This is a genomic window from Actinoallomurus sp. CA-150999, assembly GCF_050942425.1.
Lineage (GTDB): Bacteria > Actinomycetota > Actinomycetes > Streptosporangiales > Streptosporangiaceae > Actinoallomurus.
On sequence record NZ_CP192063.1, the window covers coordinates 2,375,892 to 2,402,432 of the forward strand.

Annotated in this window: 25 protein-coding genes and 2 tRNA genes; 13 read left to right on the forward strand and 14 right to left on the reverse strand. The window is 70.9% G+C overall.

The features are described 5' to 3' along the window. Positions 1-149: 149 nt before the first annotated feature. The 3 genes from ACQP2O_RS11260 to gltX are packed head-to-tail and all read left to right on the forward strand — an operon-like array spanning position 150 to position 3,335. Complete coding sequence (locus tag ACQP2O_RS11260) at positions 150-1,094, forward strand: cellulose binding domain-containing protein (RefSeq protein ID WP_433182535.1); 945 nt, start codon at positions 150-152, stop codon at positions 1,092-1,094. A gap of 50 nt (positions 1,095-1,144) precedes the next feature. After that, on the forward strand, positions 1,145-1,909 hold the full coding sequence (locus tag ACQP2O_RS11265) for a fumarylacetoacetate hydrolase family protein (protein ID WP_433182538.1): 765 nt from the start codon (positions 1,145-1,147) through the stop codon (positions 1,907-1,909). Positions 1,910-1,940: 31 nt separating this feature from the next. Further along, on the forward strand, positions 1,941-3,335 hold the full coding sequence (gene gltX, locus ACQP2O_RS11270) for a glutamate--tRNA ligase (RefSeq protein ID WP_433190990.1): 1,395 nt from the start codon (positions 1,941-1,943) through the stop codon (positions 3,333-3,335). Between the two features lie 103 nt (positions 3,336-3,438). Here gltX and ACQP2O_RS11275 read toward each other — a convergent pair whose 3' ends face one another. Further along, positions 3,439-4,581: an MFS transporter gene (locus ACQP2O_RS11275; RefSeq protein ID WP_433182541.1), complete on the reverse strand. Its 1,143-nt coding sequence runs from the start codon at positions 4,579-4,581 to the stop codon at positions 3,439-3,441. A 161-nt stretch (positions 4,582-4,742) separates the two neighbouring features. On the opposite strand from ACQP2O_RS11275, the gene ACQP2O_RS11280 reads away from it, so the two are divergent. Then, positions 4,743-4,814: transfer RNA gene (locus ACQP2O_RS11280), tRNA-Gln, on the forward strand. A 92-nt stretch (positions 4,815-4,906) separates the two neighbouring features. Here ACQP2O_RS11280 and ACQP2O_RS11285 read toward each other — a convergent pair. The 4 genes from ACQP2O_RS11285 to ACQP2O_RS11300 all read right to left on the reverse strand — a co-directional run bounded on the left by ACQP2O_RS11285 (position 4,907) and on the right by ACQP2O_RS11300 (position 7,860). Further along, positions 4,907-5,533 carry a hypothetical protein gene (locus ACQP2O_RS11285; RefSeq protein ID WP_433182544.1) on the reverse strand — a complete coding sequence of 209 codons (627 nt, stop codon included), beginning with the start codon at positions 5,531-5,533 and terminating at the stop codon, positions 4,907-4,909. A gap of 205 nt (positions 5,534-5,738) precedes the next feature. After that, entirely contained in the window at positions 5,739-6,155 is a 417-nt protein-coding gene (locus tag ACQP2O_RS11290) for a YeeE/YedE thiosulfate transporter family protein (protein WP_433182547.1), read from the reverse strand. Continuing rightward, positions 6,155-6,913 carry a YeeE/YedE family protein gene (locus ACQP2O_RS11295; RefSeq protein WP_433182550.1) on the reverse strand — a complete coding sequence of 253 codons (759 nt, stop codon included), beginning with the start codon at positions 6,911-6,913 and terminating at the stop codon, positions 6,155-6,157. Before ACQP2O_RS11295 ends, ACQP2O_RS11290 begins: the two co-directional genes overlap by 1 nt. Positions 6,914-7,479: 566 nt before the next feature. Continuing rightward, positions 7,480-7,860 carry a hypothetical protein gene (locus tag ACQP2O_RS11300; RefSeq protein WP_433182553.1) on the reverse strand — a complete coding sequence of 127 codons (381 nt, stop codon included), beginning with the start codon at positions 7,858-7,860 and terminating at the stop codon, positions 7,480-7,482. A gap of 338 nt (positions 7,861-8,198) precedes the next feature. Here ACQP2O_RS11300 and ACQP2O_RS11305 point away from each other — a divergent pair, with 338 nt between their 5' ends. Next, positions 8,199-8,639 carry a DUF6924 domain-containing protein gene (locus ACQP2O_RS11305; RefSeq protein WP_433182555.1) on the forward strand — a complete coding sequence of 147 codons (441 nt, stop codon included), beginning with the start codon at positions 8,199-8,201 and terminating at the stop codon, positions 8,637-8,639. 87 nt (positions 8,640-8,726) lie between these two features. Here the strand turns inward: ACQP2O_RS11305 and ACQP2O_RS11310 are convergent, their stop codons facing one another. After that, the gene (locus ACQP2O_RS11310; RefSeq protein ID WP_433182557.1) at positions 8,727-9,185 is read right to left on the reverse strand and encodes a peptidoglycan-binding domain-containing protein; all 459 of its coding nucleotides are present in this window, start codon (positions 9,183-9,185) and stop codon (positions 8,727-8,729) included. 412 nt (positions 9,186-9,597) lie between these two features. Here ACQP2O_RS11310 and ACQP2O_RS11315 point away from each other — a divergent pair, with 412 nt between their 5' ends. From ACQP2O_RS11315 to ACQP2O_RS11330, 4 genes are all read left to right on the forward strand, one after another. Continuing rightward, positions 9,598-9,888, forward strand: coding sequence for a hypothetical protein (locus ACQP2O_RS11315; protein ID WP_433182560.1), 291 nt, complete (start codon positions 9,598-9,600; stop codon positions 9,886-9,888). Positions 9,889-10,235: 347 nt separating this feature from the next. Next, complete coding sequence (locus ACQP2O_RS11320) at positions 10,236-12,260, forward strand: DUF4132 domain-containing protein (protein WP_433182563.1); 2,025 nt, start codon at positions 10,236-10,238, stop codon at positions 12,258-12,260. Beyond that, positions 12,260-12,652, forward strand: coding sequence for a hypothetical protein (locus ACQP2O_RS11325; protein WP_433182566.1), 393 nt, complete (start codon positions 12,260-12,262; stop codon positions 12,650-12,652). Before ACQP2O_RS11320 ends, ACQP2O_RS11325 begins: the two co-directional genes overlap by 1 nt. A gap of 234 nt (positions 12,653-12,886) precedes the next feature. Next, positions 12,887-12,959, forward strand: a tRNA-Glu gene (locus ACQP2O_RS11330). Positions 12,960-13,046: 87 nt separating this feature from the next. On the opposite strand, the gene ACQP2O_RS11335 is transcribed toward ACQP2O_RS11330, so the two are convergent. The 3 genes from ACQP2O_RS11335 to ACQP2O_RS11345 all read right to left on the reverse strand — a co-directional run bounded on the left by ACQP2O_RS11335 (position 13,047) and on the right by ACQP2O_RS11345 (position 18,400). Further along, complete coding sequence (locus tag ACQP2O_RS11335; RefSeq protein ID WP_433182569.1) at positions 13,047-13,502, reverse strand: DUF4345 domain-containing protein; 456 nt, start codon at positions 13,500-13,502, stop codon at positions 13,047-13,049. 73 nt (positions 13,503-13,575) lie between these two features. Further along, entirely contained in the window at positions 13,576-16,779 is a 3,204-nt protein-coding gene (locus ACQP2O_RS11340) for a BTAD domain-containing putative transcriptional regulator (protein ID WP_433182572.1), read from the reverse strand. A gap of 136 nt (positions 16,780-16,915) precedes the next feature. Beyond that, positions 16,916-18,400, reverse strand: coding sequence for an MFS transporter (locus tag ACQP2O_RS11345; protein WP_433182575.1), 1,485 nt, complete (start codon positions 18,398-18,400; stop codon positions 16,916-16,918). A gap of 181 nt (positions 18,401-18,581) precedes the next feature. Between ACQP2O_RS11345 and ACQP2O_RS11350 the strand changes: the two genes are divergently transcribed. Then, positions 18,582-19,613 (forward strand): DUF2332 domain-containing protein, encoded by a 1,032-nt coding sequence (locus ACQP2O_RS11350; protein WP_433182578.1) that lies wholly within the window; start codon positions 18,582-18,584, stop codon positions 19,611-19,613. A 128-nt stretch (positions 19,614-19,741) separates the two neighbouring features. Here the strand turns inward: ACQP2O_RS11350 and ACQP2O_RS11355 are convergent, their stop codons facing one another. Then, on the reverse strand, positions 19,742-20,245 hold the full coding sequence (locus ACQP2O_RS11355) for an ATP-binding protein (protein WP_433182580.1): 504 nt from the start codon (positions 20,243-20,245) through the stop codon (positions 19,742-19,744). A gap of 198 nt (positions 20,246-20,443) precedes the next feature. On the opposite strand from ACQP2O_RS11355, the gene ACQP2O_RS11360 reads away from it, so the two are divergent. Next, entirely contained in the window at positions 20,444-20,680 is a 237-nt protein-coding gene (locus ACQP2O_RS11360) for a DUF397 domain-containing protein (protein WP_360904470.1), read from the forward strand. 88 nt (positions 20,681-20,768) lie between these two features. After that, positions 20,769-21,674 (forward strand): helix-turn-helix domain-containing protein, encoded by a 906-nt coding sequence (locus ACQP2O_RS11365; protein WP_433182583.1) that lies wholly within the window; start codon positions 20,769-20,771, stop codon positions 21,672-21,674. Positions 21,675-21,701: 27 nt separating this feature from the next. Here the strand turns inward: ACQP2O_RS11365 and ACQP2O_RS11370 are convergent, their stop codons facing one another. Together ACQP2O_RS11370 and ACQP2O_RS11375 are read right to left on the reverse strand one after the other, a co-directional pair. After that, positions 21,702-22,517 carry an SAM-dependent methyltransferase gene (locus ACQP2O_RS11370; protein WP_433182586.1) on the reverse strand — a complete coding sequence of 272 codons (816 nt, stop codon included), beginning with the start codon at positions 22,515-22,517 and terminating at the stop codon, positions 21,702-21,704. A 56-nt stretch (positions 22,518-22,573) separates the two neighbouring features. Continuing rightward, positions 22,574-23,377 carry a hypothetical protein gene (locus tag ACQP2O_RS11375; RefSeq protein ID WP_433182588.1) on the reverse strand — a complete coding sequence of 268 codons (804 nt, stop codon included), beginning with the start codon at positions 23,375-23,377 and terminating at the stop codon, positions 22,574-22,576. An 83-nt stretch (positions 23,378-23,460) separates the two neighbouring features. On the opposite strand from ACQP2O_RS11375, the gene ACQP2O_RS11380 reads away from it, so the two are divergent. Beyond that, a complete protein-coding gene (locus tag ACQP2O_RS11380; protein ID WP_433182591.1) occupies positions 23,461-24,372 on the forward strand; it encodes an SDR family oxidoreductase in 912 nt (303 codons plus the stop codon). A gap of 233 nt (positions 24,373-24,605) precedes the next feature. Here the strand turns inward: ACQP2O_RS11380 and ACQP2O_RS11385 are convergent, their stop codons facing one another. Both ACQP2O_RS11385 and ACQP2O_RS11390 read right to left on the reverse strand, forming a co-directional pair. Beyond that, positions 24,606-25,781: a helix-turn-helix transcriptional regulator gene (locus tag ACQP2O_RS11385; RefSeq protein WP_433182594.1), complete on the reverse strand. Its 1,176-nt coding sequence runs from the start codon at positions 25,779-25,781 to the stop codon at positions 24,606-24,608. A 1-nt stretch (position 25,782) separates the two neighbouring features. After that, positions 25,783-26,418: a MerR family transcriptional regulator gene (locus tag ACQP2O_RS11390; RefSeq protein ID WP_433182597.1), complete on the reverse strand. Its 636-nt coding sequence runs from the start codon at positions 26,416-26,418 to the stop codon at positions 25,783-25,785. Between the last annotated feature and the right edge of the window lie 123 nt (positions 26,419-26,541).

Below are 26,541 nucleotides of genomic sequence, written 5' to 3' on the forward strand. Positions count from 1 at the left end.
CCGCCACGACCGCGAACCCGCCGACCGAGGCCGAGGCGTACTCTCCCGCCGACGCATCGACCGAGGCGGCGGCATCAGCGACCACGGATCGGCCGACGGTGACCGGGGCATCGTCGTCGGCCGACACTCCCATTGAAGCGAGATCATCGGTGTCTACGGAGCAGCCCGCCACGACCGGCGCATCGTCGTCGGCCACCCCTCGGACCGAGGCCGGCGCCTCGACGGACGCTCCGGGCCCGACCGGGGGATCGGTGCCGACCGGCACGCCGACGCCGGCCGGAGCATCGACAACGGCCGACGCGACGACCGAGGCAGGGGCACGCATGGACGAGGCCGGGGCGTCGGCGGATCCACCTCCCGGGCCTTTCCTGGAAGCCGACTCGCCGTCGGTGGCCGGGCGCTCGGAGGCCGGCGCGCCGGTGGAGGCGGGCGGGAGGCAGGCGGGCGCCACGCGGCCCGTCCCGGCGACGGACGTGCAGGTGCACCCCGTCATCCCGCTGCCGCGACCGTACGCCGCGCCGGCGACCGTGGAGGAGAGCATCCCCGTGCCGCCGGGCGGCCCGTACCCGCCGGGCGGCCCGCACCCGCCGGTGGCACCCCCCGTGGCCGGGAGGAGACCGCTCTCCCGCGCGCTCTGGGTGGGCGTCATCCTCGCGGGCGCTGTTCTCATGGGCGCCGGATTCCTGCTGGTGTACGGCGGGTTCGCCGGTGGCGCCAAGCATCCCGCCCCGTGCGGGGGCAAGTCATGCGCGCCGCCTGTCCGCCAGCCCGCCCCTCCCGGGGCGCAGATCGCGTACCGCACCGTCGAGCGCGACGCGGGCTACTTCGAGGGCACCGTCACGATCGCCAACCAAGGGGCCCAGCCGATGCGGTCCTGGTCGCTGTCCTTCCGGTATCCAGGGGCCAACATCCACAACACCTGGGACGCGGTCCTCCAGCGGCAGGGCGAGGACACGACCCTCACCGGTACGGCGACGGCACGGCCGATCGCCCCCGGAGCGACGCTCGAGGTCCGTTTCGGCGGCTCCGGCACGCCGTCGATGCCGACCGACTGCCGACTCAACGGAACACCCTGCGCGTTCGTCGCCCGCTGAGCGCCACACGATCGCGAAGAGTGACCGAGGAAAGACGATAGCCTCGTAACGTGCGTATCGCGAGGTTCACCAAAGACGGCGGCCTGTCGTTCGGCGTGGTCGAGGACGATGAGACCATCGCCACCATCGCCGCCCACCCGTTCGGTGAGATCCAGCTCACCGGGGAGCGCCACCAACTGGCCGACGTGCGGTTGACGGCGCCGATCCTGCCGAGCAAGGTCGTCGCGATCGGTAAGAACTACGCCGAGCACGCCCGTGAGATGGGCGGCGAACCACCGGCCGAGCCGGTCGTCTTCATGAAGCCGTCCACGGCCGTGATCGGCCACCGCGAGACCATCGTCTACCCGAGCCTGTCCGAGCGCGTCGACTTCGAGGGCGAGCTGGCCGTCGTCATCGGCCGGCTGTGCCGCGACGTTCCGGCGTCCCGGGTGGCCGACGTCATCCTCGGCTACACCTGCGCCAACGACGTCACGGCGCGCGACCTTCAGCAGCGCGACGGACAGTGGACGCGGGCCAAGGGCTTCGACACCTTCTGCCCGCTCGGCCCGTGGATCGAGACGGAGCTCGACCCGTCCGACCTGGCCATCACCACCACGGTGAACGGCGAGACCCGCCAGTCGTCCAGCACGAAGCAGCTCCTCCACGGCATCCCAGAGCTGATCGAGTACGTCAGCCAGATCATGACCCTGCTGCCCGGCGACGTCATCCTCACCGGCACACCGGAGGGCGTCGGGCCGCTGCAGGTGGACGACGAGGTGGCCGTAACGATCGAGAACATCGGCACGCTCAGCAATACAGTGGTGTCCCGTGACTGACCCTTCTTCCCCGGAGCACGCCTCCGGCACCATCAGAGCCCGGTTCGCGCCGTCGCCCACCGGCATGTTCCACGTCGGGGGAGCGCGCTCGGCGCTGTTCAACTGGGTCTTCGCCAAGCAGGCGGGCGGTTCGCTGGTTCTGCGCATCGAGGACACCGACGCCTCGCGCAACCGCCCGGAGTGGACCGAGGGGATCATCCGCGCCCTCGCCTGGCTGGGCATCGACGAGAACGAGTACGAAGGGCCGTACTTCCAGTCGGCCAACGCCGACAAGCACCGCGAGGCCGTCGAGCGGCTGCGCGCCGCCGGCCGCGCGTACTTCTGCGACTGCACGCGCGACGACGTGATCGCGCGGACCGGTGACTCCCACCGCGGCTACGACGGCTTCTGCCGCGACCGCGGCCTGGAGGCGGGCCCCGGGCGCGCGCTGCGCTTCCGCACTCCGGACGAGGGCACGACGATCGTCGTCGACCTGATCCGCGGCAAGCCCGCGTTCGAGAACGCCACGATCGAGGACTTCGTCATCGCGCGCGCGGACGGCTCGGTGCTGTTCATGCTCGCCAACGTCGTCGACGACATGGTCCAGGGCATCACCCACGTCATCCGCGGCGACGAGCACCTGTCGAACACGCCGAAGCAGCAGCTGCTGTGGGAGGCCCTCGGCGCGCAGCCGCCCACGTGGGCGCACGTCCCGGTCATCGTGAACGAGAAGCGCCAGAAGCTGTCCAAGCGCCGGGACAAGGTGGCGCTGGAGGACTACCAGGCCGAGGGCTTCCTCGCCGAGGCCATGCGCAACTACCTCATGCTGCTGGGCTGGGCGCCCTCCGGCGACCGCGAGATCGTCCCGTGGAGCGTGGTCGAGGAGGAGTTCCGGCTGGACGACGTCAACACCTCCCCGGCGTTCTTCGACGTCAAGAAGCTGCGCGCGTTCAACGGCGAGTACATCCGGGCGCTGGCGGTCGAGGACTTCACCGAGCGGTGCGCGCCCTGGCTGCGCGAGCCGCACACGCCGTGGTCGCCCGAGCAGTACGACCCGGAGGTGTTCGCGAAGCTCGCGCCGCTGGCGCAGACGCGCGTCGCGGTGCTCTCGGAGATCACGGCGATGGTCGACTTCGCGTTCCTCGACGAGCCGGTGATCGACGAGGCATCGTGGAACAAGGCGATGAAGGAGCCCGCCGCGGACATCCTCCGGGGCGCGCTGGAGGCGTTCCAGGACGCGGAGTGGACGGCCGAAGAGCTCAAGGCGCGGGCCGAGGAGATCGGCGCCCGGTACGGGCTGAAGCTCGGCAAGGCGCAGGCCCCGATCCGCGTGGCCGTCACGGGCCGTACGGTCGGCCTGCCGCTCTTCGAGTCGCTGCAGATCATCGGCCGCGACCGTACGCTCGCCCGCGTCCGTACGGCACTCGACCGGCTGACGGCGGAGTAGCCCGGCGCCGACGGGGCATGGCCGGTCTCACACCGATGACCGTCCACGCCCCCGGGCCGTGCCGACACCTCCTGGAATCGCCCGACGCGCCGCTGCCTACCCGCTAGGCCCGTGCGGCCACGGAGCGCACCGCGAGGGCGATCAGCAGTGCCGGGACGATCAGATAGGCCGTGCGCAGGCTGACCGTGTCGGAGAGCCGGGCGAGGAGGAACGGCGCGCCGCCGATCGCCAGACCGGAGGCCATGGCGGCCCGTGCCGCCGCCTTGTCCGGAGCGTGCGGCCACGCGGCCACCGTACGGCTCACGGTGGCCGGGTAGAGCAGCGCGACGCCCAGCCCCGCCACGGCGAGCCCGGCGCCGGACAGCGGCAGCGAGGGAGCCGCCCAGAACAGCGCGAAGCCGCCGCCCGCGACGGCCACGCAGGTCAGCATCAGCGGCCGGTGCCCGCGCAGCCGGCGGCTGACCGGCACCGCGAAGGAGCGCCCCACGGCCATGCCGACCAGGAACAACGAGGCGACCGCCGGAGCCAGCCCCGCCGACGCGTGATGCCAGTCGCCGACCGCCGACGCGGCCCAGAACACCATGCAGAACTCCACGCTGACCGCGAGCAGCACCTCGATCCACGGCCCGACCAACGCGGCTCTCGAACCGATCGGCGTGTCATCGTGCGGCTCGGCCGCATCAGGCATTGGAACGTGCCAAGCAAAGAGCGCGACGACCGCGAGCAACACCAGCGGAGCCGCCAGGTAACCGGCCCGCCAGCCGAGACCGCCCGCCAGCGCACCGGCCACCGCCAGCGGCGCCAGCACGGACGCCGCGCTCGCCAGGCCGTTCGCCTCGCCGACCGCGGCGGCCGGAGCGTGCGGGTGCAGCGCGCCCAGCAGCGCCGGAATCAGCTGAATGAGCAGCGCCCCGCCGACGCCGAGGAGCAACACCCCGGCCATCGTCAGGACCCGCACGGGCGTGGCCAGCAGCAGACCACCCGCGATCATCCCGCCGATCGATGCGCGCAACGCCACCGCCCGTCCGACACGGCCCACCAGAGGAGCGCCCACCAGCCCGACCACGAGCAGCCCCACCGCGAAGAGCGTCGGATAGAAGGCCACCTGGCCCCGGTCGACCCCCAGGTCCTTCTGCAGCGGCGCCAGCACCGCCCCAATGCCGTTGAGCAGGAACCCCATACAGCTCAGCACCGCGTACAGAACCCAGGTCGCAGTACCACGCGTCAACCCGCCCGTTTGATCCACATCTGGGAGCGTAACCGCGCGGTACGCTCCGGAACAGAACAGGCATCCCGCCCCTGCCGGCCGCAGCGGGACGCCACGCCTCGGCGGATCTAGTTCGCGAGCACCCGCGAACGTCCGCTAAACTTTCCGAGGCGCTGGAGATCGGAAGATCCGCAGGCCAGTGGGGTATGGTGTAATCGGCAGCACGACTGATTCTGGTTCAGTTAGTCTAGGTTCGAGTCCTGGTACCCCAGCAAGTCGCTGACCTCGGCGGGAGTCTCATCGAGACCCCCGCTTTTGTCGTCTCTAGGGCTGCCTGGGAACGCATTGGGAACAGGTCGCGCGCCTATGCGCGACCGGCGGACTTGGCCGTCGGAGGCTCCTCGACGCGGTTCAGGTCACAGCGACTCAGGGCCGAGCACCCGATGATCTCAGTCAACGCGGTCCGTTGTCTGCTGGTCAGTTCGTTGAAGAACACGACAGCGCCTGCGCCGGTCATCGCGCGGGCCGCTGCGATCTCCTTGATCTTTCCTGTACTCATGAGCGTCCGTGCCGAGTAGGGGCGATCCATGTTCGCTTGCCCGCCCGGCGCATTGCCCTTCTTTCCGCCCGAGATTCCCCGACGCTGTACGAATCGCCCGACGACCCGGCCGCCGCTTGAGGTCACCTCGGCGGCCAGCGCATCCATGAGCTGAGCGTGGTCCTTGCGTTTGGCGGAGAACAGACCTGCAATCAACACATCGGTCTGGACGACCAGATCCTGAGCACCCGGTACAGAGGCGGTTCGGCGTCGCCGGCTGCCCGAACGCTCCCGGTGCCGCCTATTCCTCATGTGCCCAACGTAGGCGTGGGCCAAGTACGGCGCGGCGGAGAGTTGTTCGTAGGAGTGCGGCACGTAGCCGTCCTCGTCGCGCTCCAGCAGTTCCAGTCGCTTGTCGGCGGGAAGCTGTGGGGTAAGCGAGGTGGGCTGCACTACCGGCTCCTGACCTGGGACTGAGGTCAGCGACAGGCGGCGGTTGCAGCCGGACTGACCGGTCGGTGTGATGCCCGCGACGCCAAGACCATCATCGCCCTCGACGAGGCCGCGCTCGCCTATGTGACGCCCTTACTGGATGGCCCCCTCGGCCGAGGGGGCCATCCAGTAAGGCTTTTGCCGGCGACCGCTTTGTTGGGCCGTCCTACAGCCCGCAGGAGCCGCGGTCGAGGTGGAAGAATTTCGCGTTGGCCCAGCGGCAGAGCCAGATGCCGACGGCGACGCCGGCGATCGTCACGAGGGCGGGGAGATATCCGGTGGCGACCTGGACGATCGGGATCGCCGGGCATCCACCCGAGATCGCCCAGCCGGTGCCGAACAGTACTGCGCCCGGTATGACGCCTGCGTGGATGCGTCCCGGTGTGCGGCGGACCCCGATGAGGGCGAAGACCACCACGATGATCGCTACGGCGCCGGCGAAGGCGAAGAACATGCGCAGATCTTGGAAGGTGAACATGCGGTTGAGTTGGGCGTAGTCGCCGAAGCCGATGTTGGCGACGATGAAGCCGAGGGCCAGGCCGGCGATGACGTTCGCCATGAGGATTCCGCCACGGGTTCGCATCAGATCACCTTCCACAGCAGGAACGACACTAGGACGGCTGTGCCGAAGAACACGGCGGTCGCGAGGATGCTGACCGGCCGCAGCCGGCCGCAGCCGTTGAGGCCGTGGCCGGAACTGCATCCTCCCGCGAGGCGGGTACCGAAGCCGACGAGTACACCGCCGAGGAACAACACACCGAACATGACGGCAGGGTCGGCGGTGACGATCTGGCGGAAACCATCGCCCATGTCCGAGCGGAGTTTGAATCGGCCGGTGGTGACGGCCGCCACCCAACCGCCGACGAAGATCGATATCAGGAAAGCGGCCTGGGCGACCACCGGTGTCGAACGCCGGCTCGCGACCGAGGCGCTTTCTCTCACCGCCGGCTCAACGTCATGGCCGGGAGCCGGCGCGCTCGCGGAGGCGGCGGCGTGAGGGGTGGGCGTTTCCGGAGGGGTCCCGAAGTGTTCGGCGGTGGCGGCGGCCAGCGCGGCGACAAGTTCACGCTCGTCGGTGAACTCGGCATCCAGCCGTTCGAGGCGGCGTTCGGCGCGCCAGTGCAAGACGCGATCCCACGCCGAGGACACCCCGAAGGACGAATCAGTGGTGAGGGTGTAGTTGATGGTGACGAGGGCGAGCCCGACGGCCCCGGCCCACCAAGGCCAGTAGCTGCTCATGCGGGACCTTTCATCCAATCGGCGAGTCGTGTCCACCAGCGGCGCGCGGGTTCGTCGCGTCGCGATCGCGCGGGTGGGTTTTCCCAAGGCTGCGGAGCCCATGAATGCGGTGACGGCTCAGGTGGTCGGGTCGGTGCCCGTGACGGATCGAACTGTCGAGCCGGTGCCGGTTGTGATGGCGGTTCCTGCGCGAGTGGGGCCGAGCCGAACTGGTCGAGATGCTGCGCGTGCTTCCCGTTGGGCAGTAGCGCGATCGGCACGGGTTCGCCCGTGAGTGCCTGTTTGTACCGAGCACATTGAAGCCAACGGTCTTCGCTGTCGCAGTAGTAGTCCCGCCAGCCGCGCAGACTTGCCTGCAGCAACGGGAAGAGAGGACATCCTCTGGCGTGCGAACAACCCACATCGCTCCGATCCGACGGACATACGTCACCTGACCGAGTAGGTGACGTGGCGTTATCTTGCCGTTGACGGGTAGCGATGTTAATACTATCGGTCATTTTAGGTAGACCGGTGACGAATATCGATCTGGCCGGGTCGACCATAATGCACGTCGTGGCAGGTACTGATTTCATGCCCACCGCGGAAGGAATCGCAGGTCAGGACGTGTGCTTTCCGTGCAGGCCTGAATGGTCTCATGAGTGGACGTCACGCTGACCTCGGCGGGAGTCTCACGGAGACCTCCGCTTTCGTCGTTTCTGGGCACTCGAGGCGTTCCGGTCCATTGAAAACGGCTCGCCGACGAACAATAAAGACCTGATCGAGGGGGTCGTTTCCTCTTTATCGGAGAGCAGGCCGTGTGTGGCAGGGTCCCAGGGAAAACGCTCGGTGATCGCTCCCTGTTCGTCCAGGACGAGGGCTTCGGACGGCCATGCCTGAGCGTCCGAAGTCCATGGGATGAGGTCCAGGGCGTGCCCGTTCGGCTGCAGCGTCAGATCATGCCGCCGGCCGTCTTCGAAACCGAGTCGTACGGTGGCCGCTTCTGCCCCACGTACATGTACGCCCACGAACCAGCGACCCGAGCGCGGGGTCTCCTCGACCACGAGATGCATCGGAGGCGCTCCCGGCAGCGGGGTCTCGGCGCTGTCGCTTTCCAGGCTCCACTCTCTTTCCCGCCCTCAGCTGGGAGCCCGCGGAGGTAGACGCATGCGCCGCCGGCCTCGTTGGGAGCCTCCCACCATTCGATGACGTCGCCGTCCGGGGTTCGCAGTCGTGCCATCCGGGTGGCCTCGTCGACGCGGATACGGAAGATGGGGCCGGGCGCGTCAGGGGCGAACCCCTCCCGGAACATGCGGACGACGCCGTCGGGGACCGGGCGAGATGACTCTGGAACGGCATGGCGGCGGTGGGACGATGCATCAAGATCATCGAAAGCCTGAAGGAGCGCACGTTGCCAAGGACGTTGCCGTCGACCGAATGCATGCTGGTGGTGCGTACCGACTTCTCCGACCAGGGTGCGTGGGAAGCCGTCAGGGCGGCGATCGGAGAGCCCGACGAGGACGGCTACCTCGAGGATTACATGAACGGTGTGGAGTTCGTCGACGATGTGGCCTATCGGGAGTTGCCGGTCGAGCAGGTCGTCGGGCTGCTCACGGACGATTACGAGTCGTCGCTGCTGGCGGTGGTCGACGAGACCACGATCAGATCACCCGAGATGCCCATCGCTCTCGTCGATCTCAACGAGTGGAACGAGGAGTACGGCCGTACGATGCGCGTCGTCCCGGCCGAGCTCCCCTCGATCGAGGTGAACGTGCACATCGGCAACATGGACTTCTTCGAGTTCGCCGACAACGCGGACGAGGACGGCGTCTTCCGCGGCTTCCCCGAGTGACGCGACGCGCTCCGGCCCCGACGGCCGCATGACCGGTGGTCATGCGGCCGTCGGTTCATTCACCCGCCGGTGTGCTCCGCGGGCCGATCAGCTCCCGGAGCGGGAGATCAGCTGCCTCCAGGTGGCCGGGCCCACGACCCCGTCGACCGTCAGGCCCACCCGCTCCTGGAACCGCCGGGCCGCGGTGTCGGTGCCGGGGCCGAAGACGCCGTCGACCTGGGCGGAGGACTTCAGGTCGCCGTGTTTGACCAGCTCGGTCTGGGCCGCCTCGACGTATTCGCCCTGGTCGCCCTCGCGGACGGTCGAGCCGATCGTCTGTCCGTCGGTCAGCTTCTCCCAGGTCGCGGCGCCGACGACTCCGTCGACGGTCAGACCAGCGACGTCCTGGAACGCCCGGACGATGCTGTCCGTGGCCGGTCCGAAGACCCCGTCGGCCGCGAGCCCGCGCCACTGGTCCCGGGCGCCCCGAAGCAGGTACTGCAGTGCGGTGACGTCCGGCCCCGTGCTGCCCTGCCGAAGGATCGGCCAGGGTGCCTGTACGGTCACGCGATCCACCTCCCCATGGTGGGTTCCCTCGCGGTATGCGAGGACATAGGGGAGACGAACTCCTGACCGGAAGAGTTCGGGCTGGTCACGGCATCCTCGCCATCCCGGGAGCAGACTCTGTCTCTCATGACAGGAAGCCGGCCGTACGGACCCCTGCCTCGTCCGATACGACGTTGGCCGTACGGACCTGTGCCCTCGCCCCGGACGACGTCGGCTGTACGGACCCGTGCCTCGTCCGGCGCGACGCCTGCCGTACGGATCCCTGTCTCGTCCGGTGCGACATCGGCCGTGTGGACCCCCGAACCGGGCGATCGGTTCACGCGCGGTCCGTGTTCGGCCAGATGCACCCGTTAACTGTCGATCGAGCGTAGAAACTGCGTGTTGCCCCGCTTTTACGCTCATGAGGAGACGAATGCACGGGAGAATCGCGGCGACCGCCGTCTCGGTCGCGGTGCTGGCCGGCGGCCTCGCCGTCGGCAGGACCGCCGAGGCGGGCATCCAGGGATCCGGCGTCAGCGCCGACAGCGCCGCGCGGTGTCACGCCCAGCAGGTCCCCCACACCAAGCACTGGACGTGCGTGACGCCCGGCTCGTACTGCCCGAAGGCCGCGCACGGCCGCTACGGGTACGCGGTGAAGACCCACAAGAGGTACCGGTGCGTCAAGTACTCGAACGGCCGGTGGCGCTGGAAGCGCGCCGCCTGAGGCCGGCACCTCGACGATCTCCGCGCCGAACGCTCCGCTCCGGCGGGGCGTTCGGCGGGACGACGCCCCGCCCCGCCCGCTCCCGCCCGCCGGCCCCCGGCCCGCCCGCTCGTACCCGCTCCCGCCACAACCCGCACTCCTCCCCATGCTCCTGGCCCGCGCCTACTGCCCGCGCTTCGGGCCCGCACCTGTTCCGGCGCTCGGCAGCCCGCGCCCGTCCCGACGCGTCCCGTCCGGCACATGCTTCCGACGGGGTTCCGGCCCGCAGCCGCTCCCGGCGCGCTCTGGCCCGCGCCTGCCCCCGGGGACGGGGAATTCTGTCGTTACCGCGTGCCAAGATCACCCGTATGTCGTTGCGAACCCTCATCTCCGTCCACCTGGGGGAGTCCACGCCGGAATCCGGCTCCGGAGCGGAATCCGGCTCGCTGGAACCCAGCGCCGGACCGGAATCCGGCGGGGAGCCGGCGCCGGCCGCCGAGACGCCGCCCGGGCCGGTCGTCGCGGCCGAGGAGGCGCTGACCGAGGGGCTCGACGGCGCGACGCGTCAGTCCTTGGACGTGATCCGAGCCAGGCTCTACAACGAGCCGCCGAGCGGGGACGACTGGGAGCGGCTGGCGGATTCGGCGTACGCCGGGTTCGCGCGGACCGTGCTCGAGACCGCCGTCGTACGGGCCGCCGCGATCCAGGCCGGTGAGATCCCCTACGCCGCGGACAAGGCGTTCACGGCCGACGAGGTTGCGGTGCTCGGCCGGGCGGTCCGGGTCGCCCTGCTCCGCGACGAGACCTGGCTACCCGAGCTGCTCGACCGGCTGCTGCCGGCCGTCGCGGTCGCCCCGTCGGCGGCCCGTACGCTCCCGTCGCAGGCGCTGGTGTTCGAGGTCGCCCGGTCGGCGCAGGAGTTTCCGACGCCGGAGGCGGCGGCCGCGCTGCGGGCCGTGCGCGGGATCGTCCGCCATGCCGGAGTGCCCAAGCAGCTCGACCGGAACCTCAAGCGGATCGACGCCGCGCTCGCCGACCGCACCGAGGTCGCCTTCCGGCTGCCCGACCTCGGGTTCGGGCCGGACGGCGTGCACCGCAGCACGGTCGGGGAGTACGAGGCGCGGATCACGGTCGGCGAGGACGCGACGCTGACCTGGCACCGTCGCGACGGGAACGATCTGCGCGGTGTGCCCGCGGCGGTCCGGCGCGACCACACGGCGCGGCTCAAGGAGCTGCGGGAGCTCGTCAAGCGCACCCGAGCGCACCTCACGACGCTCACCCGGGCACTGGAAGGCGCGCTGCTCGCCGAGTCCGGGCAGACCTACGGCCGGTGGCGCGTGGAGCAGGCCGAGCACCCGCTCGGCCGTCCCCTCACCGAACGCCTGATCTGGGAGGTCGAGGTCGCGCCCGGCGAGTGGCGTGCCGGCCTGCCGGTCGAGGGCGGCCGGCGTTTCGTCGACGCGGCCGGTGAGCCGTGGGCCGCGGTGGGGGAGGACGCCGTGATCCGGCTGTGGCATCCCGTCCGCGCGATGCCCGGCGAGATCCGGGCGTGGCGCGACCAGTTGACCGAGCGTCACCTGCGCCAGCCGTTCAAGCAGGCGTTCCGGGAGATCTACCTGCTCACTCCGGCCGAACGGGAGACCCGGGTCTATTCCAACCGGTTCGCCGCGCACATCCTGCGGTACCGGCGGCTCTACGCGCTGTTCAAGGCGCGCGGCTGGCAGGCGGGGATGCTCGGGCCCTGGGACGGCGGGTACGAAGGCGAGGCGACGCGTGTGCTCCCCGGCCGGCGCTGGCGCGGGCGCCTCTTCGTGGAGTACGTCGATCCGGCCTGGCAGGACGAGCTGGCCTCGACCGACCAGGTCCGGTTCGAGCGGCGTACGGACGACGGCTGGCGCGAGGCGGCGCTGGAGGACGTGCCGCCGACCGTGTTCAGCGAGGTCATGCGCGATGTGGACCTGTTCGTCGGGGTGACGTCGATCGCCGCCGACCCGGAGTGGACCGACCGGGGAGAGGACCGGTACCGCGACTACTGGCACCGGGCCGGTTTCGGGGATCTCAGCGCCTCCGCCGAGGTCCGCCGCGACGCGCTGGCCCGGCTGCTGCCCCGCACCAGGATCGCCGACCGCGTCGAGCTGGGCGGGCGGTTCCTGCGCGTACGGGGCTCCCGGCGCACGTACAAGATCCATCTGGGCTCGGCCAACATCCTCATGGAGCCGGACGACGCCTACCTGTGCATCGTCCCCTCGTCCCGCGGCGCCGCGGGGGACGGGCTGTTCCTCCCCTTCGAGGACGAGCGGCTGTCGTTGATCCTCAGCAAGGCGTTCCTGCTGGCCGACGACGCGGAGATCACCGACCCGGACATCCTCCGGCAGATCGAGCGGAGCGCGTGATGGCGAGCGTGATCGTCCGGGACGAGACCGCGACGGGGCGGCGCCTCGACGAGATGTCGCTGCCCGACCTGCCGGACCAGATCACGGTGCGCGACCTGATCCGGACGCGGGTGCGCGAAGAGGTGGCTCGGCACAACGCGCGGCCGTCGCGCCACTTCCACGGCCTCGTACGGCCCGACGACGCGGAGGCGGAGCTGAACGGCTACCTCCTGCGCGAGGCGAGGCGCATCGACGCGGAGCGGCAGGCCGACCTCGCCGAGCGCGCCTTCGGCCGGAACGGCTTCATCCTGCTCGTCGGCGACCGCCAGGCCGACGATCTCGACGAGGTCGTCGAGCTCGGCGCCGACACGGAGATCGTCTTCCTCAAGCTCGTCCCGCTGGTCGGCGGATGATCCCGCTCCATCCCGCCGAGCGCGGTTTGGCGTCGTTGTGATCACCCGGTACAGTTGAGGAGTCGGCAGGCGGGGACGAGGTTCGGCCCCGGCGAGTCGGCAGGGTCCTCCGGTGACATCGGAAGCGACCCACTTCTCATGTACGGCCCGGGTCGACGCCCGGTTCGTGCAAGGGGAGAACGTCCGCTAAGCTGGGCGTCGCCCGCGAGGGAGACCCAAGCGAGCGAGACATGAGGTCCCGTCGTCTAGTGGCCTAGGACGCCGCCCTCTCAAGGCGGTAACGCCGGTTCAAATCCGGTCGGGACTACGCAGGTTGAAGGTCTGATCACCATATGGTGCTCAGACCTTTACTGTTTTCCGGCCTCTCGGCAGGCGCCGAGAGCACGGACCCAGATCAACGGGCGGTCGCCAGCGCGGCGGCCAGGACCGCTTCCACGAGCAGGTAGAAGACGGTTGGAAAGAAACCGGCCGGTCGTTCGACCGCGAACGAGATGATCCGGCCGCCCGCCATGCCCGCGAGGGCCAGCGCCACGCCGAGGACCAGGCCGGCCCGCAGCCCGTCGTCCAGGAGGGCGAGCACGAGCGTCAGGGCGACCGCGACCCCGAACCCGCCGTACACCGCGCGCACCTCGTTGCGTCCATCCGCCGAGCGCACCAGAGTGCCGAACGGCGCCAGGAGCGCGGTCGGCGCGATCAGGCCGTAAATGCCCATCCCGCCGAAGAGCACGGCGACCACGCCGATGATCACCTCGTCCATCCCGTCCTCCCGCTTCACGCCGTGCGGCTCGTACGGGCGGTAGCCCAGCATTCGTGGTGGCAGCGCGTCGATGACCTGCCGGGTAATCGACACGGGCCGCGTCGCGCTGTCTACGAGGAGATGAGCAGGGGACCGTCTCGTCGTGCCACGTGGTCGGCCGCGCCGTTTACGCGGCGGTGAGCAGGGCGAGCACCTCGTCCCGGGACATGGCCGCGCCGCGTTCCCGGGCGGTGACGACGGCCTCGGCGCCGATGAGGTCCCGCGCCCGGCCGGCCGCGCGGGCGACGTCGGGATCGCCCGCCAGGGAGATACCGCGCAGCGCGGCCCCGGCTCCGAGAAGGAGAGCGGCCCGCGTGCCATCGCCCTGGAGCACGATCGCTCCGGCCAGGGCCTCGGCGGCGTGGGCCAGGAGCCGGATGTCCCCTTTGTCGAGGCCGACGGCGATCGCCTGACGGCAGCGTGCCTCGGCCTCGACGGCGTCACCCTCCGCCTCGGCGAGCCGGCCGAGCCCGATCAACGCCATCGCCCGCGTGTAGCGGATCGCGAACGCATCCGCCGTGCATCGGCTCAGCGCGGCCTCATAGTGGCGGCGTGCCTCCGTCAGCTCACCACGCAGGCGGGCGACCTCTCCCAGGCCGACGAGCGTGTCGGAGATCTTCTCCGCCCCGCCCGCCCGGCGGGCCAGCACCTGTGCGTGCTCGAAGCTCTCCCGGGCGCCGTCGAGATCGCCGCGGCGCAGCCGGATCTCGGCGATCAGCCACAGGCAGTCCGCCATGTCCTCGGCGGAGTCCAGTTGCCGGATGTGCTCGACGGCCTCGTCGATCAGCGCCTGCGCCCTCTCCCAGTCACCGTGCGCCGTGGCGATGCGACCTCGCTCCGCCAGCATCGCCGACAGCCCCCAGCGATCGCCCAGCGCGCGAAAGCCCGCCTCTCCCCGGGAGAACTCGGTGTCGGCCCCGGTGAGGTCGCCGGCGAACAGCAGCTGATAGCCGCTTCCGAAGTGGCGGAGGGCACCGGACCACGGGTCCCGGCCCATCCGTGCCTCCTGCAGCTCGATGTTGGCCTCGGAGGGACCGGAGTTCAGCGCCCAGAGCAGGGTGGACATCGGCCGTAGCGTCGGCCGGTCCGAGCCCAGGTCCGCCATGATCGAATCGATGCGGCGCCGGTAGCCGTCGAGAGCCGGGTCGTCGCCGCCGCCGTGCAGGGCGATCATGACGCACAGCGCGTACTCCTCATCCATACCGGCCGGCGGTTCGGAGCCCATCAGGGCGAGCAGCTCGGTGGCGGTCGTGGCGCCCTCGCTGCGCAGCCCGCGCAGCCACCAGTAGGCCGACATCGCCGCGAGCATCCGCAGGGCCCGGGCGTGGTCCGTGCCGACGAGCACGCGGAGCGCCGCCAGGAGGTTGCCGCGTTCGGCGTTCAGCGGGGCCAGCCACTCAAGCTGCTCGGCCCGGCGCAGGTGGGGTTCGGCGGTCTCGGCCAGCTCGAGGAAGTACGCGGCGTGCGCGGCGCGTGCCGTCTCCGTCTCGCCGGCCTCGGCCAGCCGCTCGGCGCAGTACTCACGGATGGTGTCGAGCATGCGGTACCGCCCGCCGTCGCCCTCGACGAGGGACTTGTCGGCGAGGTCGGTGAGCAGGTCGTCGGCCTCCTCCTCGGAGAGGTCGCAGACCCGCGCCGCAGCGCGCGGGGTCGCGCCGCCCGCGAACACGGTCAGCCGCCGGGCGACCAGGCGTTCGTCGTCCCCGAGCAGATCCCAGCTCCACTGCACGACGGCGCGCAGGGTGCGGTGGCGAGGGGCCTTCGTACGGTCGCCCCGCGACAGCAGCCGGAACCGGTCGTACTGCCCGGGCGCCGTCCCGAGGCGCGCGGCGACCTCCTCGACGGTGAGCGTGCGCAGCCGCGCCGCCGCCAGCTCGATCGCGAGCGGCAGCCCGTCGAGCGCGTCGCAGACGCGCACCATGGTGGCGACGGCCGGGGCGTCGAGCTCCAGGTCGGGGCGTACGGCGGACGCCCGGTCGGCGAACAGCCGCACCGCCGGATAGCCGAGCGCGCCGGCCGGATCCGTGCCGGGCGGGGGGACCGCGAGCGGAGTGAGCGGGCACAGCGCCTCACCGGTGATTCCGAGGGCCTCCCGGCTGGTCGCCAGCACCCGCAGGCCGGGACAGGCGCCGAGCAGCCGGTGCACGAGCCCGGCCGCATCGTCGATCACGTGCTCGCAGTTGTCCAGGATCAGCAGAAGGTCCCGGTCGGTGAGTGCCTCGACGAGCCGTCCGGCCGGGTCGGGGTGCGAGCCCGGTGCGGCGGGCAGCCGGCCGGCCTCCCGGATTCCCAGCGCGTCGATGACCGTCTGGGCCACCGTGCCGTCCGGGCCGGTCCCGTCTTCGGCGCGGCTCTCGATCACGGCGAGGTCGACGAAGCGGACCTCGCCCGGCACGCGGCCGCCCGCCTCGATCGCCAGGCGGGTCTTCCCGGTGCCACCTGGCCCGACGAGCGTGACGAGGCGTTCGGCCGCGAGCAGCCCGCCGACGCGGGCGAGTTCCTCCTGGCGCCCGACGAAGCTGGTGAGCTGGGAGGCCAGCGAACTTCGGGCCGAAGAGGCCGATTCGCGTTCCCGGGGAGGGGTGACGGTCAGCGCGGGATCGGCCCGGAGGATGGCGAGGTGGATCTGGACCAGCTCCGGCGAAGGGTCGGCGCCCAGTTCGTCGGCGAGCGTGCGCCGCGCGTCCTCGAACACCGCGAGCGCCTCGGCCTGCCGACCACCCCCGTACAGGGCGCGCATGAGCTGGCCGCGCAGGCGCTCCCGGAGGGGATGGGCCGCCACGAGGTCCTGGAGCCCGGTCACCAGGTCGCGGTGGCCTCCCAGCGCGAGCCGCGCCTCGGCGTGGTCCTCGAAGGCGCCCAGCCGCAGCTCTTCGAGCCGGACGGCCTGCGCCTCGGCGTACGACGCCGCGGTCACGTCGGCCAGCGCCGGGCCACGCCAGAGATCGAGTCCCTCGCGCAGCAGGGCCGCGGCGCGGGCGTGGTCACCGGCCGCCAGGGCGCGCCGGCCGTCCCGGGCGAGCCGTTCGAAACGGAGGGCGTCCACGTCGTCCGGCTCGACCGCGAGCCGGTACCCCGCCGGGTGGAGCTCCACCAGGTCGGCGGCCCGGAGGCCACGCCGCAGCCGCGACACCTGGGACTGCAGGGCGTTCGCGACCCCGGCCGGGGGATCCTCGCCGTACAGGGCATCGATGAGGCGCTCGGCGGTCACCACCCGGCCCGCGTCGAGCAGCAGCAGGGCGAGCAGCGCGCGTACGCGCGGGCCGCCGACCGCGACCGGGACGCCGTCTGAGGCGCGGACCTCCAGAGGGCCCAGGATGCCGAATCGCATGCTCGAATTCTCGCGGATCGACGCGGTGTGCGAGACGGGGCCGTGGGCTCATCCGGCCGAGAATTCCCGCTAAGGCCTGCCTCGAGCGCAGTGGGTCACGCTGAGGCAGGCCCTAAGGGGGCTGGGCACGCCGTGTTCAGTGTCGGGTCGAGGTGATGGCCCGCTCCTGCACTGGAGCGTCTTTTCCGCCGCGCCGCGTGATGATCAGCGGGGCGGTGAGACACGCGGCGGCGAGCAGGATCGCGAACGCGACCGTGAGGGCGAGGGTGTAGCCGTGCACGGCGGCCGCGTTCGGCGGGGCGTTTCGGTGGGTGGCCAGGAAGGCGGCGGTCGCGCTGGAGGCCAGAGTGTTGAGCAGCGCGGTGCCCAACGCCGCCCCCAACTGCTGGGCGGCGTTGTAAGCGGCCGCCGCGGCTCCGATGTCGTGCCCGCGCATCCGCGCGGTGGCCAGGCTGGCGGTCGGGGGCATGACGCAACCGAGGCCGAGCCCGGTGAGCACCAGCGCGGGCACCAGGAAGACCGTGAACACATCCGTGCTGCCGGCCGTCAAGCGAGTCAGGATCAGCACTCCGGCGGCCGCGGCGAGCAGCCCCGGCACGATCAGCGCCGCGGGTTGGACGCGGCCGTGCAGTTTCCCGGCGATGAGCATGGACCCGGCCAGCGTGGCGAGCGCGTTGATGATCAGCGTCAGTCCGGCCTCGACCGGGGAGTAGCCCAGCACGGCCTGGGTGTAGTAGCTCATGAACAGGTAGAACCCGAACATCGCCACGAACATCAGGGTGATGGCCAGGAACGCCCCGGCGCGGACGCGGTGCACCAGCACCCGCATCGGCAGCAGGGGGTGTGCCGCGCGGGCCTCGACGGCGACGAACGCCGCCAGCAGCACCACCCCACCGACCAGCAGTGCCCGCACCTCGACCGATCCCCACCCGAGCGATTCGGCCCGGCCGAACCCGTACGCGACCGCCGCGAACCCCGTCAGGCTCAACACCGCACCGGCGACATCCAGCCGTCCCCGCGCGGCGATCGGCCGGTCGGGCGGCACCATCGCGACGCCGAGTACGGCCGCCATCGCGATGGGCACGTTGATGTACAGGCACCACCGCCAACCGACGTACTCGGTCAGCAGGCCACCGGCGATCAGACCGACCGCCGAACCCGCCGCGCCGACCGCCGCGAACACTCCGAACGCCCGGCCGCGCTCGCGCGCCTGGGTGAAGGTGGTCGTCAGCAGCGACAGCCCGGCAGGAGCGAGCATCGCCGCGAACCCTCCCTGAACCGCCCGCGCCCCGAACAGCATCGGCGGGTCCACCGCCGCGCCGCCCACCGCGGAAGAGGCGGCGAAGCCCAGCAGCCCTATCAGGAATGTGCGCCGGTGCCCCAGCGCGCCGCTGACCCTTCCGCCGATCAGCAGCAGCCCGCCGAAGGCCAACGCGTACGCGGTGATGGTCCACTGCCGGTTCCCGTCCGACATCCCGAGCGCGCGCTGCGCCGACGGCAGCGCGATGTTCACGATCGTTCCGTCCAGCACCACCAACAGCTGTGCCGCGCTGACCACCGCCAGCGTCCACCACGGCCGTCCGGCCGGTCTTACCTGCGGTTCGTTGTCTCCGACATCCATGATTTCAAGCGTCCCGTTGAACTCGTCCCGGAGACTCTTCGCCACCGTCGGGTCGGTGACCGGTGCCGGACGCCCGGCAACTCTCAAGGGCCGGTTGAACGCTCGCGGGCCGCACCCGTCTGGAAGCTGTTGACGATAATCAATGTTGACCAATGTCGATGGCCATCGTCAGCATCCCCGTATGGCCTACGACCTGAGCCGTCTGTTCGCGGACGCACCCCGTCACTTCCCCACGTCTCCGCTCTACGGCCGGCTCGGTACGGTCGTCGCGGCGGACGAGCGGCTGCTGGCGATCGCCGCGCAGGCCCCTGCCGGCCGGCTTCCCACGAACCTGCTGTTCGCGGCGGTGCACTGGTTGCTGCTCCGGGACCCGTCGCACGACCTGGCGGCCTGGTATCCCTCGACCGGGTCCGCGCGGCGGCCGGACGGCGATCCGGGTCCGGCGTTCACCGACTTCTGCCTCACCCGGCGGCCGGAACTCGTCGCCCTGATGCGGCGCCGCATGGTCCAGACGAACGTCGTCAAGCGGGCGACGGTCCTGCGCCTCGGACTCGCCGCGGTCGCCCGCATGACCGACGAGCCCGTCACACTGATCGAGATCGGGTGCAGCGCGGGCCTGCTGCTGCGGTTCGACGACTACCGCTACGATCTCGGCGGCCGGACCTGGGGGCCGCCGGCGTCACCGCTGGAGATCCGCTCCCGGTGGGAGGGCACCGGCCCGGCGCCGGATCTGGGCCCACTTCCGGCCATCGCCGAGCGCGTCGGTGTGGATCTGCACCCCGTCGACGTCACCGACCCGGACGAGCGGCTGTGGCTGCGCTCCCTGATCTGGCCGGAGAACCGGGAACAGGCGGACCTGCAGGCCGCCGCCCTGGAAGCGGCCGCCGCCGACCCGCCGCGGACGATCGCGGGTGACGCCGTGGAGGTGCTCCCGCGCCTGGTCGCGGACGTGCCGCCGGGAACGCCGGTCGTCGTCTTCCATGCCGCGACGCGCATCCACGTCCCGGCGGACCGCCGCGACCGCTTCGACGAGGCGATCGCGGCCGTGGGCCGGACGCACGCGCTGTTCCACCTGTCCCTCGAGGGCTCGCGAGAACTCGGCCCGGTCGCCTTCGCGGCACGCCTGCGGCAGGGAGACACCGCCGAACGAATGCTGGCGATCACCGACGGGCACGTGGAATGGATGACCGATCCCGGCTCCTCGCCACGGTGACACACGGGCAGACGGTGAGGGTGATGTGGCCAGACGACGGTGACGCGTGGAGGAGGGCGCGGACGCGCGGCGGTGTCGTACGCGAGCGGTGATGTGGCCGGACGACGGTGACGCGCGGGTGGCGGCGGTCAGGTGATGGAGAACGCGGCCCAGACGGCCTTGCCGCCGCCCAGCAGTGGGGTCCAGCCCCAGGCCCGGCTGATGGCGTCGATGATGTGCAGGCCCCGCCCGGTCTCGGCGACGTAGTCGGGCTCCCGCATGGCCGGGGCGCGGTCCGCCGGGTCGGTGACCATGCAGACGAGGTGACAGCGGTAACGGATCAGCACGAGCCGGAGGGCCTCTTCGAAGCCGACCCCGCAGTGCAGTCCGTGGCGGACCGCGTTCGTCACGAGTTCGGAGACGACGATGGACGCGTCGTCGTAGAACTGCGCCAGGCTCCATTCCGTCAACGTGGTCTTCGTGACGTCCCGCGCGATCTTCGGCGACTCGGCCTCCGCGAGCAGGTTCCGGGCGGCTACCCACGGGCGGTCGGGAACTTGGTGCGGGGCGTTGTCGAGACGCGTCAGCCAGTCATCCCAACCTCGGTGGGCCAGGGGGATGCCGGTGGTCTCTCGCAGGGGGGACATGGTCATTGCGAACCCTGGGGAAGTCCTGTTCGTCGCCGGGCGCCCGGTGCGCCGCTTCCGCTATCTTGCTCCTCAAGTCGTGCAGATGCAAGCACGGCTGCACACTCAAATGCACGTGCATCTGAGCGTGCAGCGTGTGGGGGGAGCGGCGTCCGGCCGTCAGGTGCGACCGGGCATTCTCGACAGAGGCGTGGAGGGGCGAGGATGTATCAGGCCTACAACGGAATGTCGGCGTCCTGCTTGAAGGAGGTCAGCTGGCTCAAGAGCCGGGCCAGCAACCCGAGCGGCAACTGCGTCGAGCTGGCGCAGCTGCCCGATGGCGCCATCGCCGTACGGAACTCCCGCTTCCCGGACGGCCCGGCGCTGCTCTACACGCGCGCCGAGATCGACGCCTTCATCCAGGGCGCCAAGGACGGAGACTTCGACCACATGCTTCTTTGACGCCCGCAATGCTCGTTCGACGTGACCGCTTTGCAATCGGCGCCCCCGGTGGGACACTGGGCGGATTCCGGTGTTCTGAGGGGAGCACATGATCGGTTCTCAGCCTGACGGCGAGACGGCCGTGAGCAGCTTGTTCGGTCATCATCGTGGTGGCCCGACGGTGCTGCGTATTGTGCTGGGGGCGCAGTTGCGGCGGTTGCGTGAGGCGCGGGGGATCACGTGTGAGGATGCCGGTGAGGCGATCCGGGCGTCGCATTCGAAGATCAGCCGGATGGAGTTGGGGCGGGTTCGGTTCCGGGCGCGTGATGTTGCGGATCTGCTGAGCTTGTACGGGGTGCGCTCGGAGGATGAGCGTGCGGCGATGCTGGCGTTGGCGGAGCGGGCGAATGAGCCGGGTTGGTGGCATTCGTATTCGGACATTCTGCCGGGCTGGTTCGAGGTGTACATCGGGTTGGAGGAGGCGGCTTCTCGGATCCGGTCGTATGAGGTGCAGTTCGTGCCTGGTTTGTTGCAGACGGAGGATTATGCGCGGGCGGTGACGTTGCTGGGGCATCCGGATGCGCCGGGTCATGAGATCGAGCGGCGTGTGGGGTTGCGGATGCGGCGTCAGTCGTTGTTGCGGGGGGAGGATCCGCCGCATTTTTGGGCGGTGGTGGATGAGGCGGCGTTGCGGCGGCCGTTGGGTGGGGCTGCGGTGATGCGGCGTCAGCTGGAGTATTTGATCGAGGTGACGGAGTTGCCGCACGTGACGCTGCAGGTGGTTCCGTTCCACCTGGGTGGGCATGCGGCGGCGGGCGGTCCGTTCAGTATTTTGCGGTTCGCGGAGCCGGATTTGCCGGATGTGGTGTATTTGGAGCAGTTGACCAGTTCGTTGTATCTGGATAAGCGCGACGATGTGGATAATTATCTGGCGGTGATGGAACGGTTGTGTATCGACGCCGAGCCCGCCACCCGCATCCGTGACACCCTCGGCCGCATCCTCAAGGAGCTGTGAGGCCAGGGCCGGGCTAACAGCCCATCTCTAGGGCTTGCGCCCGACGCCGGCCAGCATCCACACCTTCTCTGGCGAACGCACTTCCAACGGGTTCTCCGGGCGCCACTCCCGGAGATAGACGAGCCCGGGATCCACCAGTTCGAAGCCGTCGAAGAACGGCAGCACCTGGTCGCGTGTCCGTGCGGCGTTCTCGCCCGGCCGCTCCAGGATCGCCCGATAGATGTCCTCGATCGGATCGACGATGTCCGGGTGGGTGTCGAAGACGACGTGAGAGATCGCCAGGTGACTCCCGGACGGAATCGCGTCACGCAGCCAGGCGACGCTCTTGAACGGATCATCCGAATGCGGGATGAAGTGCAGCGCGCCGCAGATCACGATGGCCACCGGACGCTCGAGGTCGATGAGTTCGCGACGCCGGCACTCGGCGAGGACCTCCTCCGGGTGAAGGACGTCGCCCTCCACGACCGCCGTCTGCGGGTTGTCGACCAGGATCGCCCGCGCGTGCGAGAGGACGACGGGGTCCTTGTCGACGTAGACGATCCGCGCGTCGGGCGTTACAGACCGGGCGACCTCATGAGTGTTGCGCTGCGTGGGCAGCCCGGATCCGACGTCGATGAACTGCTCGATGCCCTGCTCGGCGAGGAACCGCACCGCGCGCCCCAGGAACGCCCGGTTCTCCACGGACATGTCCTTGATCTCGGGCGCGATCGCGAGCAACTCGTCCGCGGCCTTCCGGTCGACGGCGAAATTATCCTTCCCGCCGAGGAAGTAATCGTTCATTCGGGCGATATTGGGAACATTCGTGTCCACATCGGCCAGGCCACGCCGGGGCACGTCGGTCACATCTCACCCTTCCAGGATTTATGTGGATCTTACTCTGCCAGCGACACTCGGTTGATTCAACAGTGCGCGGCGTGTTCGGCCTCGTTGGCGCGGCGGCGGGCGTCCTCGGCCGTACGCGCGGCGCGGTCGTACTCGCGTTCGGCGACCTGGGCGTGCCGGCCGGCCTCGGCGTGCTCCGCCTCCGCGGCCTTCACCTGCTCCCGTAGCTCCCGCAGCCGCCGTTCGGCATCGACCAGAGCCTTCCGCGCGGCGTCGCGCTCGGACCGCCACTCGGCGAGAGCACGCTCGGCCTCCTCGGCCCGCCGTGCGGCGGCCCGTGCCTCTTCCTTCAGCCGCCGGGCGCGGATGCGCGGGTCCTCCTTGGGCTCGGCCGCCTTCCTGTGATGCGTGACCGACGGTGCGACGGCGCCGAGCGGCCCGAACCCGGCGTGGCTCAACGGGCGCTCCAGACGCCCGGCCCGTACGGCCTCGGCCGCCGAAGGGTCGGCGATGGCGGCCTGCAAGGTGTCCTCCACCTCGCGGGCCTGGGCCTCGCCCAGCGGCCGGCCCGCCTCCTCGGCCAGCGCCCGCGCCCGGCGCAGCAGCCCGTCCACCAGGGGGCCGCGCTCGCGCTCCGGCTCGCCGACGTCGCCGCCGGACGACCACGCCTCGCGCATCCGCTCACCCAACTCGAGCAGCGGCACGACCGCCCCGTCGCGGACCAGCTGGTTCACCGCCCACGCCGACACCGTCGGACGGCGGAGCGCGGTCAGGCGGCGGGCGTCCTCCCGGGACAGTTCCCTGGCCAGCCGCTTCCGCGTGGCGGTGAACTCGGACGAGGGGACACCGTAGAGCCGGTCGGCGGCGGTCTCGAAGTCCACCTCCTCATGATTCCCCACGAAAAGACGACACAAGGTGTCTGCTTTCACTGCCAGCATCCCCGGCACGCGGAAAGGGGAGAGGCATGACGTTCAAGGAGAAGGTCGCACTGGTCGCCGGGGGCACCCGGGGCGCGGGCCGGGCGATCGCCGTCGAACTCGGCAGGACGGGCGCCACCGTGTACGTCACCGGACGGACGACGCGCGAGCGGCGTTCTGAGGTGGGACGGCCCGAGACGATCGAGAAGACGGCCGAGCTGGTGACGGCGGCGGGCGGCCAGGGCGTCGCCGTGGCCGTGGATCACCTGGAGCCCGACCAGGTACGCGCCCTCGTCGAGCGGATCGACCGGGAACACGGGCGACTCGACGTGCTCGTCAACGACATCTGGGGCGGCGACGTGTACCTCAGGTTCGGGCAACGGCTCTGGGAGCACTCGCTGGAGGACGGGCTGCGGATGCTGCGGCTCGGCATCGACACGCACGCCATCACGAGCCACTGCGCGCTGCCGCTGCTCATTCGCCGGCCGGGCGGCCTGGTCGTCGAGATGACGGACGGGACGGCCGAGTTCAACGCGGCGTACCGCGCCGACGTCGGATTCTTCTACGACCTGGTCAAGGTCTCCGCGCAGCGGATGGCGCTGGCCCAGGCCGAGGAGCTGCGCCCGTTCGGGGGCACGGCGGTCGCGGTCACGCCCGGCTGGCTGCGGTCCGAGGCGATGCTCGACATCTTCGGCATCACCGAGGAGAACTGGCGGGACGCCACCGCGAAGGAGCCGCACTTCTGCGTCTCCGAGTCGCCGACGTACGTCGGCCGGGCCGTCGCGGCGCTCGCCACCGACCCCGACGTCGGCCGGTGGAGCGGGCAGACGCTCTCCAGCGGTGGGCTTGCGAAGGTCTACGGCTTCACCGACGCCGACGGCACCCGCCCGGACGCCTGGCGGTACATCACCGAGGTACGAGAGGCCGGCCGGCCCGCCGACGACACCGGCTATCGCTGAGGCGCCTTGTCCGGCATCGGCCATCGGCCCGGGTCGTCGCCGACGCCGACGGCACGCGGCCGGACGCCTGGGTAGATCACCGAGGTGCGACAGGCCGGCCCGCCGACGACGCCGGCTACCGCTGAGGCACGTTGTCCGGCATCGGCCATCGGCCCGGGGCAGGCCGGGTCGTGGCCGACGCCGGGCTCTCCGCCTCATCGGCACGAGGGATCCTCCCCGGTGGCGTCCCGTCGCTACTCCGTTTCACGAGGCGTTCCGTCGGGGGCGTCGTACAGACGGTTCATGCGGTCGGCGGCGTCCGCCAGGAGGGCGCGCAGCTCGGGCGGGTCGAGGACCTCCGCCTCCGGGCCGAGGCGGAGGATCTGGGAGTAGGCGACCTCGACCGACTCGACGGGCAGGACCACCGTCACCCGGTCCTGCTCGTCGGGGGCGCCCGCCGAGGCCATCGCGTCGGGCAGCGCGGCGGGATCCGCGACATGGCGCAGCACCCGCAGCCCCGCGGGTGTCAGCCGGAGCGTGGCGCGCGTCCTGAGCAGCGAGCGCTCGAAGGCCTCTGCCCGTTCGTCCCAGAACGCCGCCAGGTCGAAGTCCTCATCGCGGACGAAGCCGTCCTCGTCGCGGCGTACGTCCTCGAAACGGTCCACGCGGAACACCAGGAACCGGTCCATGACGCGTGTCTCCCCAGCCGGCCGACCCGGGCTCTCTTCAGCCAACCGACCCAGGCCGACCTCCCGGCCGACCTCCCGGCCGACCTCCCGGCCGACCTCCCGGCCGACCTCCCGGCCGACCTCCCGGCCGACCTCCCGGCCGACCTCCCGGCCGACCTCCCGGCCGACCTCCCGGCCGACCTCCCGGCCGACGGTGTACCAGACGCCGGCCTTGAGCACCAGGCCGTACGGCTCGAGGGTGTGGTCGGTGATCCGGTCGCCGCGCCGGTAGCGGGCCGAGACGACGCGGTCGTCCCACACGGCCTGGGAGAGCTCCGACAGCAGGGGCGGGCGGTCCGCGACGCGGAACCACGCGGGGGCGTCCAGGTGGAAGCGCTGGGCGGCCGTCGAGGAGGCGTCGCGCAGTTCGGGCAGCAGTGCCGCCGAGACCTTCAGCCGGGCGGCGAGCGCGGCGTCGCCCAATCCCATGTCGCGCAGCGGACCGGGCACCCCTGACAGGAACAGCGCCTCGGCCTCCGCCCGGCCCAGGCCGGTGAGCCGGGTGCGGTAGCCCTCGAGCAGCCGGTAGCCGCCGCCCCGGCCGCGGTCGGCGTACACCGGGACGCCCGCCTCCGCGAGCGCCAGCATGTCGCGGGCGATGGTGCGTTCGGAGACCTCGAGCCGCCGCGCGAGTTCGCTGGCGGTCATCGACTCCCGGTTCTGCAGCAGGAGGACGAGGGAGATCAGCCGGGCCGCGCGCACCCTAACCCTCGTCGTCGAAGCGGAGGGCCGAGGCGTTCTCCTGGGCCATCCGGCGCAGGGCGAGGAGGACCCGCTCGTACAGGACGTTGGTGGCGACGGCGGTCTGCACCGCCTTCTCGCGGTCATCGTCGAGCGACAGCGTGCCGACCTCGTGGTCGGCGATGAGCTCGGCGGCCTCGATGTACGGGCGGAGGTCGCTCAGGACGATCGGCAGGCCGAGCCGGCGCAGGGCGACGAAGGCCTGGGCGAGGAGGTCACGGGTCGGGGCGTCCGGCAGCACCCGCCAGCCGAGCTCGGCGATGATCGCGTCGACGTCCTCTCGCGCGGCCCGCCAGTCGGGGTCCTCGGGGTGCGGTTCGGCCCCGGGGCCCAGGGCGTACTGGGCCGTGCCGAGCAGATGGTGCAGCGGGATGTCCTCGTCGTCGACGGCCGCGACGATCTGCTGGACGGACGCGATCGGCAGGTCGCCCACCTCCCGGAGGGCCTTGATCAGCCGGAGCCGATCGAGATGCCGGCCGTCGTACTCCGCCCTGGTCGCCGCGGTGGCCGTGCCCTTCGGAAGGAGCCCCTCCCGGATGTAGTACTTGATCGTCTGGACCGGCAGCCCGCTCCGATCGCTGAGTTCAGAGATCTTCATGTGCCCCCCTTGGCTGGATACTATCGCTATCCAATCCTTGGCGGGCGTTGCTATCCAACGGGCCGCCGGAGCCGATGGCGTCGGCTTGCGGAAGTCGTACGGGAGCGGCGGTCGGCCGGGGCC

What these genes read in the sequence shown, in the direction of transcription:
- ACQP2O_RS11320 (WP_433182563.1), top strand. Translation starts at nt 10,236, where the DNA reads ATGTCGTTGCGAACCCTCATCTCCGTCCACCTGGGGGAGTCCACGCCG.
- ACQP2O_RS11380 (WP_433182591.1), top strand. Translation starts at nt 23,461, where the DNA reads ATGACGTTCAAGGAGAAGGTCGCACTGGTCGCCGGGGGCACCCGGGGC.
- ACQP2O_RS11360 (WP_360904470.1), top strand. Translation starts at nt 20,444, where the DNA reads ATGTATCAGGCCTACAACGGAATGTCGGCGTCCTGCTTGAAGGAGGTC.
- ACQP2O_RS11315 (WP_433182560.1), top strand. Translation starts at nt 9,598, where the DNA reads ATGCACGGGAGAATCGCGGCGACCGCCGTCTCGGTCGCGGTGCTGGCC.
- ACQP2O_RS11390 (WP_433182597.1), bottom strand. Translation starts at nt 26,418, where the DNA reads ATGAAGATCTCTGAACTCAGCGATCGGAGCGGGCTGCCGGTCCAGACG.
- ACQP2O_RS11290 (WP_433182547.1), bottom strand. Translation starts at nt 6,155, where the DNA reads ATGCGAACCCGTGGCGGAATCCTCATGGCGAACGTCATCGCCGGCCTG.
- ACQP2O_RS11355 (WP_433182580.1), bottom strand. Translation starts at nt 20,245, where the DNA reads ATGACCATGTCCCCCCTGCGAGAGACCACCGGCATCCCCCTGGCCCAC.
- ACQP2O_RS11325 (WP_433182566.1), top strand. Translation starts at nt 12,260, where the DNA reads ATGGCGAGCGTGATCGTCCGGGACGAGACCGCGACGGGGCGGCGCCTC.
- ACQP2O_RS11345 (WP_433182575.1), bottom strand. Translation starts at nt 18,400, where the DNA reads ATGGATGTCGGAGACAACGAACCGCAGGTAAGACCGGCCGGACGGCCG.
- ACQP2O_RS11300 (WP_433182553.1), bottom strand. Translation starts at nt 7,860, where the DNA reads ATGCATCTCGTGGTCGAGGAGACCCCGCGCTCGGGTCGCTGGTTCGTG.
- ACQP2O_RS11340 (WP_433182572.1), bottom strand. Translation starts at nt 16,779, where the DNA reads ATGCGATTCGGCATCCTGGGCCCTCTGGAGGTCCGCGCCTCAGACGGC.
- ACQP2O_RS11295 (WP_433182550.1), bottom strand. Translation starts at nt 6,913, where the DNA reads ATGGGCTCCGCAGCCTTGGGAAAACCCACCCGCGCGATCGCGACGCGA.
- ACQP2O_RS11365 (WP_433182583.1), top strand. Translation starts at nt 20,769, where the DNA reads ATGATCGGTTCTCAGCCTGACGGCGAGACGGCCGTGAGCAGCTTGTTC.
- ACQP2O_RS11350 (WP_433182578.1), top strand. Translation starts at nt 18,582, where the DNA reads ATGGCCTACGACCTGAGCCGTCTGTTCGCGGACGCACCCCGTCACTTC.